The sequence below is a fragment of the Aidingimonas halophila genome (assembly GCF_900106955.1).
Classification (GTDB): Bacteria; Pseudomonadota; Gammaproteobacteria; order Pseudomonadales; family Halomonadaceae; genus Aidingimonas; species Aidingimonas halophila.
The window spans coordinates 109677-123900 of the sequence record NZ_FNNI01000006.1; the positions used below are offsets into that span (position 1 = coordinate 109677).

A 14224-nucleotide genomic window follows, 5' to 3' on the forward strand; every position below is an offset into this window, starting at 1 on the left:
ACCTCCTATGGATAATGAAGCCCAATCAAGGTATCAGGCGTCGTCCTCGACCTCTTCCCAGATATCCTGATACTCGGATTCCATATCAGTAATCATCTGTTCGTAATCCTCTCCGGTCACAATATCGATATTGAACGCGCTGTCCTCCGCTTTCTGCAGGAATTCCTCATGTTCGGCTAGCTCCTCGAACGCCTCTATGAGGTCCTGACGTGCTTCATCAGGGATATCGGCAGGTGCACTATACCCGCGTGATGACCCAGCTACGACGTCGATATCCTTCTCCTTCAACGTGGGCACATCCGGGAGCATATCGAGACGTTCTTCGGCTAATACCGCTAAGGGCTTCAGGTCACCGGACTGGATCTGACTATAGACAATGCCGACGTTATTGAAGCTGGCATCAATCTTGCCCCCCATAGCTGCAGTGGCGGAAGGACCATCCCCTTCGAAGGGAACCTTCTCGAATTTCAAGCCGGATGCTCGCTCGACCATGATGGTCGAGAAATAGTCATCCCCGCCCACACCAGAGTTACCAATGGTCACCGTGCCCGGTGATTCTTCAGCAGCTTCGAAGAGATCCTCAACGGTATCGTACGGACTATCCTCACCAACCACGATAACCCCCGGATCGGTGATCACATTGGCGATAGGCGTCAGTTCATCGACGTTGTACTGCATTTCTTCGTTGATGATGTAATTAGTCATCAACATTGGAGTATTGGTGATGCTGATCACAGTACCATCGTTCGGACTCTGCTTGGCCAAGCGGGTCCATGCAATACCACCGGTAGCACCGGGAATGTACTCATTGACGAAATCGACATCGAGAATGTCGCTCAAATAAGGCTGGGCCAATTGCGCCAACGCATCACTTCCGCCTCCAGCCTTGAAACCCTGCAATACCGTGATTTCATCGCTAGCCGAATACTCGCCATGTGCGGTAATCGGCAGGGCCATTGCAGTCATGATAGTGGCGGTCAATAGCTTTATTTTCATTGCGTGAACTCCAAGTGGATTTTTATTTGTTGCGTGCCATCGAAACGTAGTACTCTATTAATCATATTGTCAATAATATTATTGATATGTAGACAAAGGTCTAAGAACCTGCAACGACGGCGATCCACGAAAGGAGGCAGTCCATGAGCAAGAAGCATCATAAGAGCGGTATGGCGACACGTCTGACCAACTATGGCGATGAAGGATTTTCGCTTTTCCTCCGCAAGGCCTTTATCAAGGGGATGGGGTATACAGACGATGCCCTCTCACGGCCTGTGATCGGGATTGCCAATACCTTCAGTGGATACAACGCCTGTCATGGCAACGTCGATGCGCTAGTAGAGAGTGTTAAGCGCGGCGTGATGCTGGCAGGCGGATTGCCGATTGACTTCCCTACTATTTCGCTGCATGAGTCCTTCTCCCACCCGACCAGCATGTATTTGCGGAATCTCATGGCGCTGGACACCGAAGAAATGATCCGAGCCCAGCCAATGGATGCGGTAGTGCTGATTGGTGGTTGCGATAAAACCGTGCCCGCCCAGCTGATGGCCGCCGCCAGTGCCGGGACGCCCGCCATCCAACTGGTCACCGGCCCGATGCTCAGCGGCTCTCATCGTGGCACACGAGTCGGCGCCTGCACCGATTGTCGTCGCTACTGGGCGGCGTATCGCGGTGAAGAGATCGACGACCAGGAAATCGTCGAGGTCAATGACAAGTTGGTGCCCACTGTGGGTACCTGTTCGGTGATGGGTACGGCCAGCACCATGGCCTGTCTTGCCGAAGCCATGGGCATGATGCTGCCCGGCAGTGCTACCGCACCGGCGGTCTATGCCGACCGCCGTCGCATCGCCGAACAGACGGGCGGCGAAGCCGTACGCATCGCCGGAGCGCGTATCGCGCCGTCCGATATCATGACCGAAGCCGCTTTCGAAAATGCCTTGCGCGTGCTACTAGCCATCGGCGGTTCCACCAACGCGCTGATTCACCTCACTGCCATCGCCGGTCGTCTGGGAATCGATGTGGATCTCGAGGCCTTCGACCGCATGAGCAACGAGACACCGGTTCTGGTCGACCTCAAACCTTCCGGCGAGCATTACATGGAGCATCTCCACCAGGCAGGCGGGCTGGCAGCGGTGTTGCATGAACTGCGCCCGTTACTCAATCTCGATACCCCGACCATCAACGGTCGGACCCTCGGCGATAATCTCGATACCTCGGTGCGCATCATCAATCAGCAGGTGGTTCGTCCCAGCACCGACCCGATCTACGCCCAGGGTGGGATGGCTGTATTGAACGGTAACCTCGCACCACACGGCGCTATCATCAAACAGTCCGCAGCCTCGCGAGATTTGATGAGGCACAGTGGCCGTGCCGTGGTGTTCGCCTCGATGGAAGACTTGGCAAAACGCATCGACGACCCGAATCTAGATGTCAATGCCGAGGACATACTGGTGCTGCAGAACATTGGTCCCAAGGGAGCACCGGGGATGCCCGAGGCAGGCTACATCCCGATTCCCAAGAAGCTCGCCTCGCAAGGTGTGAAGGACATGGTCCGTATCTCCGATGGCCGCATGAGCGGTACTGCCGCTGGCACTATCGTGCTGCATGTCTCACCTGAAGCCGCCGACGGTGGACCATTGGCCTTGGTCAGGACCGGCGACATCATTCGCCTCGACGTCACCGATCGGCGGTTGGAGCTCGACGTCGACGACGAGGAACTGGCACGGCGCCGGGAACAGTTGCCGCCATCTCCCTCCACCACAGGGCAGAGTGGCTATCGAAAGCTGTTCATGGAACAAATACTTCAAGCAGAGGAAGGCTGCGATTTCCGTTATTGCCGACAAGCGCCGACGCGCCGGGTGCCGCGGCGTTGATACAGTTCGGTGCAACCCCTGATACCATGGCAGGAATTGATCAGTGAGCCGGGAAACCCCATACTCCGGTCGATTCCAGCACTGCAACCTGGTCAGGATACATTCACATGGCAAAGCCTCAACGCAACGAACCTATCGTTTCCATGGAACCACTCGGCGTCGAGGAGATCGTCGCCGCTGTGGAAGAGGACATCGTTCTCGGGAGACTCAACCCTCGTGAGCGCCTGGTGGAAGAAGACCTGATGGAACGCTTCAACGGCAAACGCCACATCGTGCGACAGGCGCTTTTCCAGCTTGAGACCATCGGGCTCGTCGAACGCATCAAGAATCGCGGCGCCTTCGTCAAGGTCTATACACCAGAGGAAGTGGAAGACCTCTATGCCATGCGTGAACTGCTCGAGGTCGCTGGTATCGAAGCCCTGCCCTTGCCGGCTCCCAAGGGGCTACTCGAGAAATTACGAGACATTCAGCGTCAACATACCGCAGCAGTGGAACAGTTGGATATGCGCAGCATCTTCCGCCTGAACATTGCCTTCCATCAGGTACTGTTCGCGGCTAGCGGTAATGCCTACCTGTCTGAAACTATCAATGAATTCGCTCAGAAGACACATGCGATCCGTTTTGCTGCAATCACTGACCTTGAAAGCCTGAAAAAAGCAAGGGACGAGCATATTGCTATGATCGAAGCGATAGAGCAGCAGGACCGTCAGCGGCTTCGTGAACTTTGCCGTCAGCATATCCAACCGTCGAAAGAGAGCTATATCAAGATGTATAAATTGCGTCTAGGACATAGCTGATATGCACAATCTCGTTGTGTGACGGTAAGTGCCAAGTGCAAGTGCGTGAGGCAATGCACAGTTCAGTTCGAGCAACAGTATGTGGCCGGAAATGCCCAGCCGGGCACGACTCAGCTCAAGAAGATAGGGGCTGGAACGCGTACATGAATCCACTCAGCGACGATGACATCGTCGCTGAGTTTCATACTTGGTCTTGGAGGAGACTCACGCCCTTTCACTCAGACACGCTAGAGACTTCTCCATATGTGGGTTTTGCTCAATCAATACAAAACAGCATGGAGAACGTTACTCATCAAAGTAGCTGTCATACAGTGAATCAAAGGTACCGTCTTCCTTCAGCTCCGTCATGGCCGCGTTGAACTCCTCCACAAGTTCTGCATCACGCTTTCGAAACGCCGCTCCAATCCCTGGTCCGTAAATCGATTCGGGACCAGTTACTAATTCCCCTTGCCGCTCGAACTCATCCTCACTCAGAAAATTTTCCTGGGCCAACGGAAAGGCGGTGAAGACCAAATCCAGTCGTCCAGCATGCATGTCGTTGACGACATCGGCAGTACTGCCATAACGGCGCAAATCCGCTTCCGGATAGAACTGGGTTACATACTCATCCTGGATCGTTCCCTGCTGAACACCGATGGCGCGATCACTCAGTTCCCCTTCGAGATCGATATCGGACCCTCGCGTTCCAACCCATACTGAAGGTACCTGATAGTAGGGATCCGAAAACAGCACTTGTTGGGAACGCTCATCAGTAATGTTCATGGCAGAAGCGATCATGTCGTACTTGCGTGCCTGAAGCCCAGGAATGATGCCATCCCACGACTGTTCGACCCATTCGCATTCACGCTCCATACGCTCGCATGCAGCATTGACCAACTCCACTTCGAAGCCCTGGATCGTGCCATCGGCATCCTTGTACTGATAAGGTTCGTAGGGAACATCGACACCGACCCGGAGAGGCTCATCATCGGCGTGGCCAACACCGCTGATGAGTGCCGTGGAAAGTAGAGTTACCGTCGTCACTAGTGATCTCATCTTATAGTCCTCGCTCGTTTGTTATCGAAGAAATGTGAACGTTGGCGTCCCAATTATCGTTGTCGTCATCAAGCAGGCCGTTATGCGTCAGTTGCCGTTGCAGCCAACTCCCCCAGCGACAAAGCTTGTACTGGAGGACGAACCTGGTAGTAACCAATCTCCTGTGGAGGTAGAGCCTGAACAGTGCTCAATAACCGAGTGACGCTCTCACCGCACTCGCGCCCCTGGCAGGGCCCCATGCCGCAGCGAGTAAAGGCTTTCAATTGATTGGGCCCTGCGGCACCTTGCTCTATCGCTCGACGCAGTTCGCCGAGCGATACACACTCGCAACGACAAACGAGCGTGGTATCGGGTTGTTCGGACAACCAATGTGACGGCAATCGGAACATTGCCTCCAGCAGGGGACGCACGGCCAGATCGGTAGCACGTCGCTGTTCCAGTCGTCGCCGCTCACGTTTCCGGTCGGCTACATCGTTCGTTGGTATCGTCAGCATCGATAGTGCCGCAAGTCGTCCTTCCCGCTCGGCATTGAGGGCGCCTCCGATGCCACCGCCATCCCCGGCGACCCATACCCGAGTACGTGCTTGCAAAGACCTGTTGCGTTCGGGCAGGAAACATTGTTGTCCCTCGTGCCAGTCATATGGAATCCCGATAGCACGCCCCAACTGCGGTTCGGGGACGACACCAAAATGTGTCAGAACCAGCGACGTATCCTGGTGGTGCCAGTGCCCGCGCCAGTAATAATGCACTCTCTCGACCCGATGCTTTCCCGTTGCCTCAAGCGCTTCAACGCCGTGGTGAATGGGAACGCCAGCGCGCTTCAACGCCAACATCATACGGGCTCCCTTCACCAGATAATGTCGCCCCTGCCAGGCGCCGCGCAGGTAGCGCAAAGGCAGTCGATAGCGGGATGCCGGGGTTGTATCGAGTATCCTCTGTGGCGCACATCCAGCACGACAGTACTGCCATGCCAGTAAATACAACAGCGGTCCCGACCCGGCTAAAACCGGCGACGCTTCGGGCACCAGCCCCCCTTCCTTGAACAGTATCTGGGCGGCACCAGCCTGCATCGACCCCGGGAGTTGCCATCCCGGGAACGGCCAACTCCGCTCCATGGAACCGGTCGCGAGCAGCATGCGCTTCACGTGCCAACGGGACACCCCGGCGGCATCCACGACGCCCAATGACACTCCGTCAGATTCGCATTGTCCCCACCAGACCTGGCTACGCGGCCGATAATCGATATCGGCACGAGAGAAATCACCGAGTAGGTCACGCCCCCTATAGTAATCCGTGCCACTCAAGGTCTCGCCAATGACGGGGACATCGAGTTGTCGATAGATTTGTCCTCCCGGAGCGTTCCCCATATCGAACACCACCGGTCGTATGCCTGCCTGCGTCAGGCGGATCGCTGCAGCCATACCCGCAGGACCGGCGCCGATAATGGCAATCTCGGCTTGACACAACTCACCCATCGTCTTGGCTTCCTCCCAACTGACGCTCGATACTCATGCCCTCGGCCACGCTGACGAGACACCCTCGACGGTTGGGTTCTCCGTCGATGGTGATCAGGCATTCATGGCAGCACCCCATCAAACAGAAAGGCGCTCTGGCATGGCCATCGACATGACGCCGGTAGTCTGCATCCCCTTTGATAAACAGCACCGCCGCTGCGACCGACAACGTGATAGGTACGCGACAGATTTCGCCGTCGAGCTGGATATCGACGCCATCTATCACGCTGGATTCAGCAATGCGCTGGAACATTGAAACGGGCTCCTGAAAATGCTGACCAACGTTCCTCGAGACGATCATCGATTATCGCTCGCGCGAGTTCATTGGCATGAAAAGCCGCCAGACTGATGCCGCTGTGACAGTTCAGGTTGTAGGCACCGGGATACCGGGACGAGGCCTCGTAGAGCGGTGCACCATCGGGTGTCATGATACGCAGCGCTCCCCAGGCCCTTATCAGCCTGGCCTGACGTAGAAAGGGGTAAATTCGCACGGCCCGGTCAGCCAGGCAGGACATCATCTCGAGAGATACACCCTTATCAAAACCAACTTCTTCATGGGTGTCGCCGATCAGGTACCCACCAGTGGCTGTCTGGCGTAACTGGGGGGTCGGTAGTTGCTCGACACGCGGCATCCGTTCGGTCACGAGCATTTGACCTCGCACGGGCCGCACAGTACCGCTCAATCCCAGCATAGGTGCCAGATTACGAGCACCGAGTCCCGCCGCGACTATCACTCGCTCGGCATGAAATTCGCTATCAGGCGTAGCGGCACGAAAGCCGTTCAGGCACGGTGAAAGCGACAAGACAGGGGTGCTAGCATGATACTCCAAGCCCAGGGACCGGCATGCGGCATGCAGCGCCCGCAGCAAATGCAATGGATTGCAGTGTCCATCGTGAGGTGACCAGGTCCCGCCGTGAATACTCTCTCCCAAACCGGGAAGGTAGGTTTGCAACGCCTGTCGGTCGAGATACTCCCAGCGAAAATGTTGCGCAAGATGTCGTGAAGACAATTGGAGTTTGGCGTAATCGCGCTGTCGCACCTTGGCTTCCGAGGCATCGAAACAAAGATCGACACCGCCTCGGCATTCATGCTCGATGTCAATGGCCGTACGAGCTTCCAGCTCCGCAGCAAAGGCCGGCCACGTCAAACTGGCATCCAGACTCAACTCGGCATAGTGAGGCATGCCGAGACCTTTGCCCTGCACCCAGGTCAATCCCGCATTGCCACGTGATGCCCGAAAAGCATCATCGCTTTCATCGAGCACTGAGACTCGTTGTCCGTCACGCGCCAACCCATAAGCCACGGCCATACCGACAACACCGCCGCCAATGATCAGGAAATCGCTCTGCACAGCTCGCTTCTCTCATACAAAGTCAATAACTCGACGATAGATGGCCCTGAGGTATATGATCCAATACCAATCGATGGGCATTCTATAGCTTTTTATTATGGCCTTACCCTACCTTCGCGATCGCCAGGTCGCAGCCTTCAAGCATGTCATGGAGAGTGGTACCGTTTCGGCCGCAGCCGAACGTATGCTGATTGCCCAACCGGGCGTGACACGACTGCTGAAACAGCTCGAGCACGATATCGGTTTTACACTCTTCGAGCGGGTGAAAGGGCGACTCGTCCCGACACCGGAAGCACGCATTTTTTATCGTGAAGTCGCCCTGGTCTGGAGCGGAATGGAGCATTTACGTGATACTGCACGCCGCATTCGAGAACGTGAGGTCGGCGGCTTGCGTATCAGTGCGATGCCACTACTGGGCATGACATTTCTCCCCGACGTGCTCTCGAGTTTCGCACCGGCCCATCCCGATGCGCGTATCGAATTGTCCACTTTCCGCTCACAGCAGGTCATTGAAGACGTCATGACCCAGCGATGTGATCTGGGGTTTGCGATCATTGCCGACAACGATGACCGAGTGGTGGCAGAAACCTATCAACTGAACAGCGTGTGCGCGCTACCACCAGGACACTCACTGGCTTCACGAAACTGCATTCGGATTGATGACTTAGCTGATGAAACGCTGATCTGCTTCGAACCCAAGGATCCACTTCGACTCACATTGGATCGCTTGATGGAGAGTTCCCAAGTCAAGCCCCGTCGACGCCTTGAGGTTTCCCTGGCCCTTCAGGCAACTCGGATGGTCAGCAAGGGGCTCGGTATCACTATACTCGACCCGATCAGTGCCACTGCCTTCGGCGAGTCGAGTCTTGTATTACGCCCCTTCCAACCCGGTCTCGGCGAAGAGTTTGCATTACTGACACCACGCGATCAGCCGCTATCTCGTCTGACCCATGATTTCATTGCGGAATTTCGTAGACATTACGCCTTACTGACGGATGCCCTTTGGACTCGCTTGTCATTCCAGGACTTCCTCACAGGGAGATGATCCGACCCGCTGATACTGGACACCGTCAAGCCACTGTACTCAGAGTGTCACTTATAGAACGTGGCGCGTTTCATGCCATGTTCGCGACACATTGAGCTGGGAAAAATCGACTTCCGTAAGCACTCCGCCTTCGGGAAACGCCAGCAAGAGGCCGTCAATTTGAGGCTTGGTCGATCCAACTGGGAGAGTCACCAAAAGCCTGGCAAATTGACTAGCGAGGTGTGGTGATAGAAGGCGCTTCTACGCTTCGCCGCGCAGAGAGGCGATTTCGTCGATCGGCAAGCCGGTCGCTCGCGCAATGGCCGTATCATCCAAACGAGTCGTTCGCATCAGGTTGAGCGCGGTCTCGTGCAAGGCTTCCTGACGCCCTTCCTGGCGTCCTTCCTGCAGCCCTTCCTGTCTCCAGCGCTGCGGCCATTGACTGGTTCGTTCCTGCAACATGTCGTATACCTCCTGAAGCTCATCCAGTCGCTCAAAGGATTGCCGTTCTTCTTCGGGCGCCTGACATGGCGCCCAAACACGTTTCAACCAGGCTGTGAAGGCGCGGCGCAGGTCGCTCTGATCCTCAGCATACAACCATTCGACCACACGGCCCAATACCTCCAAAGCTTCATCGATCCCCCGGTAATGCTCCAGGTTGAATAATGCCGCGACCAGGTTACGGCCTTCGCTGGACCAGTTCGGGTCGTTGACGATCGCTTTTTCGTCCAGCAGCAGGTAACGCAACTGGGGGCTGTAACGTTCAAGGCCTCCGCTAACGGTTTCGACCATGGCGTGGATATCGAGTGCCGCGTTCCACGGCCTTTCTCCATTATAAAGTACTACAGGCAGTACAGGCGGCAGCTTGCCATTGGGAGTGAAGGCCTTCTGGCGGATCAAATCCTGATACAACAGGCCTAGATAGCTCATGATGCGGACCGGCATGCCATGGTCGACACGACTCTGGAATTCGATCAACAGGTACACATACAGCCAGGTGTCGCCCCACCGAACCCGCCATATGACATCGCTCTCGCGATCGCGCAGTTCATCGGTCACGTAGGAGCCGCTCGCCTTTTCCAGCGAATCCAGATCCAATTCATCGACCCAGGCTTCCTTGACGAAGCCGGTCAACAGGTCTCTCACCATGCGTTGATGCGAAAATAGCAGCTTGTAGCTGCTGTCGTGCTGGGCCATATCGTCGCCCTCCTTGGCTTGATTGTCCCGGGTCCTGGATGTCAATTCCTGATAGCGCGACTGGGCCACGCTAAATTCATATAATCTTATATAATCATGCGATAAATACCACCGCCAAAGCGCCTATGCGTCCATCGCGACCGAAGTCGTTGCTACGAAAACCAGCGATCATGATGTTGTCGGAGCGATCTCAACCGCGATGCAGGGCACTAGCCCTGCCCGAGTGCAGGCCAAGGCGCGCCTAGAGTGCGTTGAGAATGCCGAGTTGCCGCAAATTGTCGATTTCCCGATGAATCTCATTACTGAAAGCGTTGGCGACGTTGCTGAGGGGGCGGTTTTTCGAGGTGAGCAGGGCGATTTCCCATTCGATGGTTGGGTCGAGGGGTTTGGATACGACGGCGGTGCCTTGCAGCAGTAGTTCGGCGATGGGGTCGATCACGGCGATACCGAGTCCACGGTCGACCAGTGCGCAGACGCCTCGCATATTCCGCAACTCGGCGGTTATGTTCCTTTTTATATCAATCGTTTGCATGATGTAGTCGACCCGGGCACGGAGAGGGCTGTCGGCCATCAATTCGACGAATGTCTGGTTCTGCAGGCTAGCAATCGGGACCTCGGTTTCCCTGGCCAGCGGGTGGTCGCGATGCATGATACAGCGTGCGGCGCAGCGGCCAAGACGGGTGACACTGGCGCCGTAGGTATCGGCTTCCAGCGTAATCCCCAGCGCGAGGTCGCAGGTATTGTTGTCGATCATCTTGAGCAGTTCCTGCAGGCCCGCGTCGATCACCCTGACACCGACATTGGGGTGCCGTTCCTTGAAGCGTTTGATGACATCGAGCAGGAAAGTGTCACAGAAGATCGGTTGAGCGGCGACGACGACATTGCCGAGCTGGTTGTTGGAAATTGCCTCGGCATCCTTCTGGGTATCGCGAATGCTGGCCATCAGCCGTTGCACCGAGGCGTGGTAGATAAAGGCTTCTTCGGTCGGTGCCAGTTGGTTTTTCTTGCGCTTGAAGAGCGTGAAGCCCAGATCCTCTTCCAGTCCGCTCAGTAGCCGACTGACCATCGATTGACTGATGGCAAGCGTTTCCGCTGCGGCCTGGGTCGTGCCGTGCTTCATGAAGGCGTCAAACGCTTCGATCTCTCTGAACTTCATTGCTGCCTCTCCCCATGTCGATGGCCGCCAAGATACAGGCCGTGGCGGTCTTCACAAGTGCGTTGACGGTTTCAGCTTGCAAGACGACAGCCTCACTAGAACTATATTGAATACTAAAACAATTTATTGCAATGAAATTCATAGTAACTATACTGGAATCGCTCGATCGGCAGACATCCGTTGCGAGCCGATGCAAAACAATTCCAAGGAGATGATCATGAAACGAGCGCTAAGCCTTGCCGCAGCCACACTGCTGGTTACCTGCGCAGCGCAAGCCCAGGATTACCCTTCCGAGTCGATCACCCTCGTGGTGCCCTATGGCCCGGGTGGTGCCTCTGACCTAGCGGGACGCGCGCTGACCGAGGCGGCTGGCAACTTCCTGGACGAGCCGATGACCGTTTCCAACACGCCGGGGTCGGGTGGCATGACGGGAGCGCGGAAGGTCTCCACGGCCGATCCGGATGGACATACCCTGCTGCTGGCCCGTGTAGGTATGGCACTGCTACCGGCCGTCACCAACGACCCGAGTGTCGATTGGGATGAGTACACCTTCCTGGGGTCGCTGGAAGCCACGCCCATGATCCTGGCCGTGGCTGCAGATTCGCCCTACGAGAGCGCGGAAGAGCTGCTGGAAGGCATCGAGAACAATCCCGGCGAGTTGAGTTATGCCGCATCCGGTGCGACAGCGATCGACGGTTTTACCGTTCAGACACTGCTGTCGGATGCCGGTATGGACCCACTGTCGGCAGCAACCCTGGTGCCGTTCAAGGGCGGCGGTGAACTGGCAAGCGCCTTGCTGGGCGGCCATGTCGACTTCCTGGCGATTTCTGCAGCTTCGCTCATGCCGCACATCGAGAGCGGTGATATGCGCCCGCTGATGGTCTACTCCCCCGAGCGTATGGAGGCGTTGCCTGAGGTACCGACTGCCGAAGAGCAAGGCTATGAACTGGCCGGCCAAGTCATCGGTTGGAGCGCGCTGTACGGTCCTCCCGATCTGCCAGAAGCGGTTGTCGATACCTGGGACGAGGTGCTGGATCAGGTCGCCGATAGCGAGACCTGGCTGAGCCGCGCGGAAGACCGTGGTTCGATCTCAACCATTGGTGACGTGGATATGACCGCCTATGCCGAGGAGCAGTACAACTTCTATCGGGGGTTGGCGGAAGAGTTCGGCTACTTGCAGTAAGCCGACTGGTATTCATCCACGATTGGCGTTGACGTTCGACGGTAACAGGAGGGGCTCATGGGCTTGGTTCGCGGTATCACTGTCACGGCATTCTTCGGCATCGTGCTGTTCGTGCTGATCCCTGTCTATGTGCCCCGCCCTAACTTCATTCCCGGCTTTGCGCCACCGCCGGACATGTGGCCACGCACTATCTCGATTCTCGGTATGGGGCTTGGCTTGTTGCTGGCGGCATTATCGTTGTCACGCAAGCCCCAGGCCGATGCCGACCCGGAAGACGCCGGCGCCATTCGCGATGGCACCCCACTCGGCACGCTGGTACTGCGCTTTGTCTATGCGGTACTGGCATTCGCGGGCTTCATCGTTACGGTGCACTTTGCCGGATTCATCGTGGCGAGCATGGCGTTGCTATTCGTTATGCTGTTGCTCACCGGGCAGTGGCAACGCAAGGGCACGGTGGTGCTCGTTGCGCTGTTCCTGCCTCTGGTGCTCTATCTATTCTTTTCCAGTGCACTCAACACACGCTTTCCCGCCGGCAGCCTGGTAACGATCCTAGGGTTGTAACGCCGCGCGCATTCCAGGAAACATCACCATGCTCAATGACTTGTTGACTGCTTTTCAGGCAGTCGCGACGGTAGAGAATTTTCTGATCATGGCCGCGGGTATCTGGGGCGGTGTGATCATCGGGGCTATCCCGGGCATGACGGGGACCATGGCGGTCACTCTGGCCCTGCCTTTCACGTTCTACATGGAACCGATTCCCAGCATTTTGCTGCTCGTGGCGTTGTATAAAGGTTCCACGTATGGCGGTTCGGTATCCGCCATTCTGATCAAGACGCCGGGCACGGCCTCTGCAGCCTGCACGACTCTGGACGGTTACCCACTGGCTCGCCAGGGTAAAGCAGGCAAGGCGCTGAACATGGCCCTCTACTCATCGTGCACTGGCGACTTCATCTCCAATATCTCACTGATTTTCATTGCGGCTCCACTCGCCATGCTGGCACTGCGCATCGGCCCGCCGGAATACTTCATGCTGATGGTGTTCGCGCTGACCACCGTGGCCGGTGTTTCCGGGCGTTCCCTGCTGCTGGGGCTGATTTCCGCTTGCCTGGGACTGCTGCTGGCAACCGTCGGCGAGGATATGTACGGCTCGTTTCGCTTCGACATGACCGTCGAAATGCGAGATGGGCTGTCGGTCGCCCCGGTGCTCATTGGATTGTTCGCCATCCCGGAGCTGTTGAAGCTTGTCGTGTTCCGGCATGCGGGTGCCAAGACCGCCCTTGAGCTTGGCGACAATCGCGTCACTCGGGCCGAACTGCGCCGTTCCTTGAGGTCACTGTTCAAGGGTAGCTTGATCGGTGTCGTGATGGGCGCCATTCCAGGTATCGGCCCCTCGGCAGCGGCATTTTCTTCCTACGGTGAAGCCCAACGCACGTCGAAGAATCACGCCAACTTCGGCAAAGGGGAAATCGAGGGAATCGCCGCGTCGGAATCGGCCAACAATGGCTGTTGTGGTTCCACGATGATCCCGCTGCTGGCATTGGGCATTCCGGGCGATGTAATCACCGGTGTGATGTTGGGCGCGTTCATGATTCACGGACTGACACCCGGTCCAATGCTCTTCGAAGAGAACCTCAATGAAGTCTACATGCTGTTCATCGGCATGCTGTTTTCCTCGATCCTGCTGTTCGGGGCCGGTAAGGCGACGATGCGGTTCTTCACCCATATTTCTCGCATCCCGCCCGGGCTGATGGCCCCCATCGTCTTGATCCTGTGCTTGTTCGGTATCTTTGCGATCGCCAACAGCATGTACGACGTGATCGTACTACTCGCGATGGGTGTGTTCGGTTTCCTCATGTTCCTGTTCGCGATTCCGGCAGCTCCGTTTCTGATCGCATTCATCCTCGGCCCGATGCTGGAAGAGAACTTACGCCGCGCTCTCGCCATTTCCCGTGGCGACCCAAGCATCCTCGTGTCATCGCCGATCACCTGGCTATTCGCGGCACTGGCGGTTTTCGTGGTCGCTGTCACGATCCGTCGACAATTGAAGAAGGCCAGCGCATGAACACCAAAGACACCGACCCAAGATGTGATGCGAC

The 14224-nt window shown here is 56.6% G+C and carries 13 protein-coding genes; 6 read left to right on the forward strand and 7 right to left on the reverse strand.

Going from position 1 to position 14224, the window contains the following annotated elements; genetic code table 11:
* Positions 1-33: 33 nt before the first annotated feature.
* Positions 34-996 carry a tripartite tricarboxylate transporter substrate binding protein gene (locus BLW01_RS12455; RefSeq protein WP_092570196.1) on the reverse strand — a complete coding sequence of 321 codons (963 nt, stop codon included), beginning with the start codon at positions 994-996 and terminating at the stop codon, positions 34-36.
* Between the two features lie 143 nt (positions 997-1139).
* On the opposite strand from BLW01_RS12455, the gene BLW01_RS12460 reads away from it, so the two are divergent.
* Together BLW01_RS12460 and BLW01_RS12465 are read left to right on the forward strand one after the other, a co-directional pair.
* The gene (locus BLW01_RS12460) at positions 1140-2870 is read left to right on the forward strand and encodes an IlvD/Edd family dehydratase (RefSeq protein WP_092570199.1); all 1731 of its coding nucleotides are present in this window, start codon (positions 1140-1142) and stop codon (positions 2868-2870) included.
* 107 nt (positions 2871-2977) lie between these two features.
* On the forward strand, positions 2978-3667 hold the full coding sequence (locus BLW01_RS12465) for a GntR family transcriptional regulator (RefSeq protein WP_092570201.1): 690 nt from the start codon (positions 2978-2980) through the stop codon (positions 3665-3667).
* Between the two features lie 285 nt (positions 3668-3952).
* Here BLW01_RS12465 and BLW01_RS12470 read toward each other — a convergent pair whose 3' ends face one another.
* The 4 genes from BLW01_RS12470 to BLW01_RS12485 all read right to left on the reverse strand — a co-directional run bounded on the left by BLW01_RS12470 (position 3953) and on the right by BLW01_RS12485 (position 7568).
* Positions 3953-4702, reverse strand: a complete 750-nt coding sequence (locus tag BLW01_RS12470; protein ID WP_092570203.1) for a transporter substrate-binding domain-containing protein — start codon at positions 4700-4702, stop codon at positions 3953-3955.
* An 80-nt stretch (positions 4703-4782) separates the two neighbouring features.
* The gene (locus BLW01_RS12475) at positions 4783-6177 is read right to left on the reverse strand and encodes a (2Fe-2S)-binding protein (RefSeq protein WP_092570205.1); all 1395 of its coding nucleotides are present in this window, start codon (positions 6175-6177) and stop codon (positions 4783-4785) included.
* Positions 6170-6469, reverse strand: coding sequence for a (2Fe-2S)-binding protein (locus BLW01_RS12480; RefSeq protein ID WP_092570207.1), 300 nt, complete (start codon positions 6467-6469; stop codon positions 6170-6172). Before BLW01_RS12480 ends, BLW01_RS12475 begins: the two co-directional genes overlap by 8 nt.
* Positions 6450-7568: an NAD(P)/FAD-dependent oxidoreductase gene (locus tag BLW01_RS12485; protein ID WP_092570209.1), complete on the reverse strand. Its 1119-nt coding sequence runs from the start codon at positions 7566-7568 to the stop codon at positions 6450-6452. Before BLW01_RS12485 ends, BLW01_RS12480 begins: the two co-directional genes overlap by 20 nt.
* 97 nt (positions 7569-7665) lie before the next feature.
* Here BLW01_RS12485 and BLW01_RS12490 point away from each other — a divergent pair, with 97 nt between their 5' ends.
* Positions 7666-8613, forward strand: a complete 948-nt coding sequence (locus tag BLW01_RS12490) for a LysR family transcriptional regulator (protein WP_092570211.1) — start codon at positions 7666-7668, stop codon at positions 8611-8613.
* 240 nt (positions 8614-8853) lie between these two features.
* Here the strand turns inward: BLW01_RS12490 and BLW01_RS12495 are convergent, their stop codons facing one another.
* Positions 8854-9789 (reverse strand): Rpn family recombination-promoting nuclease/putative transposase, encoded by a 936-nt coding sequence (locus BLW01_RS12495; RefSeq protein WP_092570603.1) that lies wholly within the window; start codon positions 9787-9789, stop codon positions 8854-8856.
* 241 nt (positions 9790-10030) lie between these two features.
* A complete protein-coding gene (locus BLW01_RS12500; protein WP_092570213.1) occupies positions 10031-10945 on the reverse strand; it encodes a LysR family transcriptional regulator in 915 nt (304 codons plus the stop codon).
* A 217-nt stretch (positions 10946-11162) separates the two neighbouring features.
* Between BLW01_RS12500 and BLW01_RS12505 the strand changes: the two genes are divergently transcribed.
* From BLW01_RS12505 to BLW01_RS12515, 3 genes are read left to right on the forward strand one after another with little or no spacing between them, the layout of a single operon-like run.
* Positions 11163-12128, forward strand: coding sequence for a Bug family tripartite tricarboxylate transporter substrate binding protein (locus BLW01_RS12505; RefSeq protein WP_092570216.1), 966 nt, complete (start codon positions 11163-11165; stop codon positions 12126-12128).
* Between the two features lie 57 nt (positions 12129-12185).
* A complete protein-coding gene (locus BLW01_RS12510; RefSeq protein ID WP_175529836.1) occupies positions 12186-12689 on the forward strand; it encodes a tripartite tricarboxylate transporter TctB family protein in 504 nt (167 codons plus the stop codon).
* A 28-nt stretch (positions 12690-12717) separates the two neighbouring features.
* Positions 12718-14190 (forward strand): tripartite tricarboxylate transporter permease, encoded by a 1473-nt coding sequence (locus tag BLW01_RS12515; protein ID WP_092570218.1) that lies wholly within the window; start codon positions 12718-12720, stop codon positions 14188-14190.
* Positions 14191-14224 lie beyond the last annotated feature (34 nt).

Excerpts from the sequence above, each read along its gene's own strand:
- BLW01_RS12455 (WP_092570196.1), bottom strand. The coding sequence starts at position 996 with ATGAAAATAAAGCTATTGACCGCCACTATCATGACTGCAATGGCCCTG.
- BLW01_RS12460 (WP_092570199.1), top strand. The coding sequence starts at position 1,140 with ATGAGCAAGAAGCATCATAAGAGCGGTATGGCGACACGTCTGACCAAC.
- BLW01_RS12465 (WP_092570201.1), top strand. The coding sequence starts at position 2,978 with ATGGCAAAGCCTCAACGCAACGAACCTATCGTTTCCATGGAACCACTC.
- BLW01_RS12470 (WP_092570203.1), bottom strand. The coding sequence starts at position 4,702 with ATGAGATCACTAGTGACGACGGTAACTCTACTTTCCACGGCACTCATC.
- BLW01_RS12475 (WP_092570205.1), bottom strand. The coding sequence starts at position 6,177 with ATGGGTGAGTTGTGTCAAGCCGAGATTGCCATTATCGGCGCCGGTCCT.
- BLW01_RS12480 (WP_092570207.1), bottom strand. The coding sequence starts at position 6,469 with ATGTTCCAGCGCATTGCTGAATCCAGCGTGATAGATGGCGTCGATATC.
- BLW01_RS12490 (WP_092570211.1), top strand. The coding sequence starts at position 7,666 with ATGGCCTTACCCTACCTTCGCGATCGCCAGGTCGCAGCCTTCAAGCAT.
- BLW01_RS12495 (WP_092570603.1), bottom strand. The coding sequence starts at position 9,789 with ATGGCCCAGCACGACAGCAGCTACAAGCTGCTATTTTCGCATCAACGC.
- BLW01_RS12500 (WP_092570213.1), bottom strand. The coding sequence starts at position 10,945 with ATGAAGTTCAGAGAGATCGAAGCGTTTGACGCCTTCATGAAGCACGGC.
- BLW01_RS12505 (WP_092570216.1), top strand. The coding sequence starts at position 11,163 with ATGAAACGAGCGCTAAGCCTTGCCGCAGCCACACTGCTGGTTACCTGC.
- BLW01_RS12510 (WP_175529836.1), top strand. The coding sequence starts at position 12,186 with ATGGGCTTGGTTCGCGGTATCACTGTCACGGCATTCTTCGGCATCGTG.
- BLW01_RS12515 (WP_092570218.1), top strand. The coding sequence starts at position 12,718 with ATGCTCAATGACTTGTTGACTGCTTTTCAGGCAGTCGCGACGGTAGAG.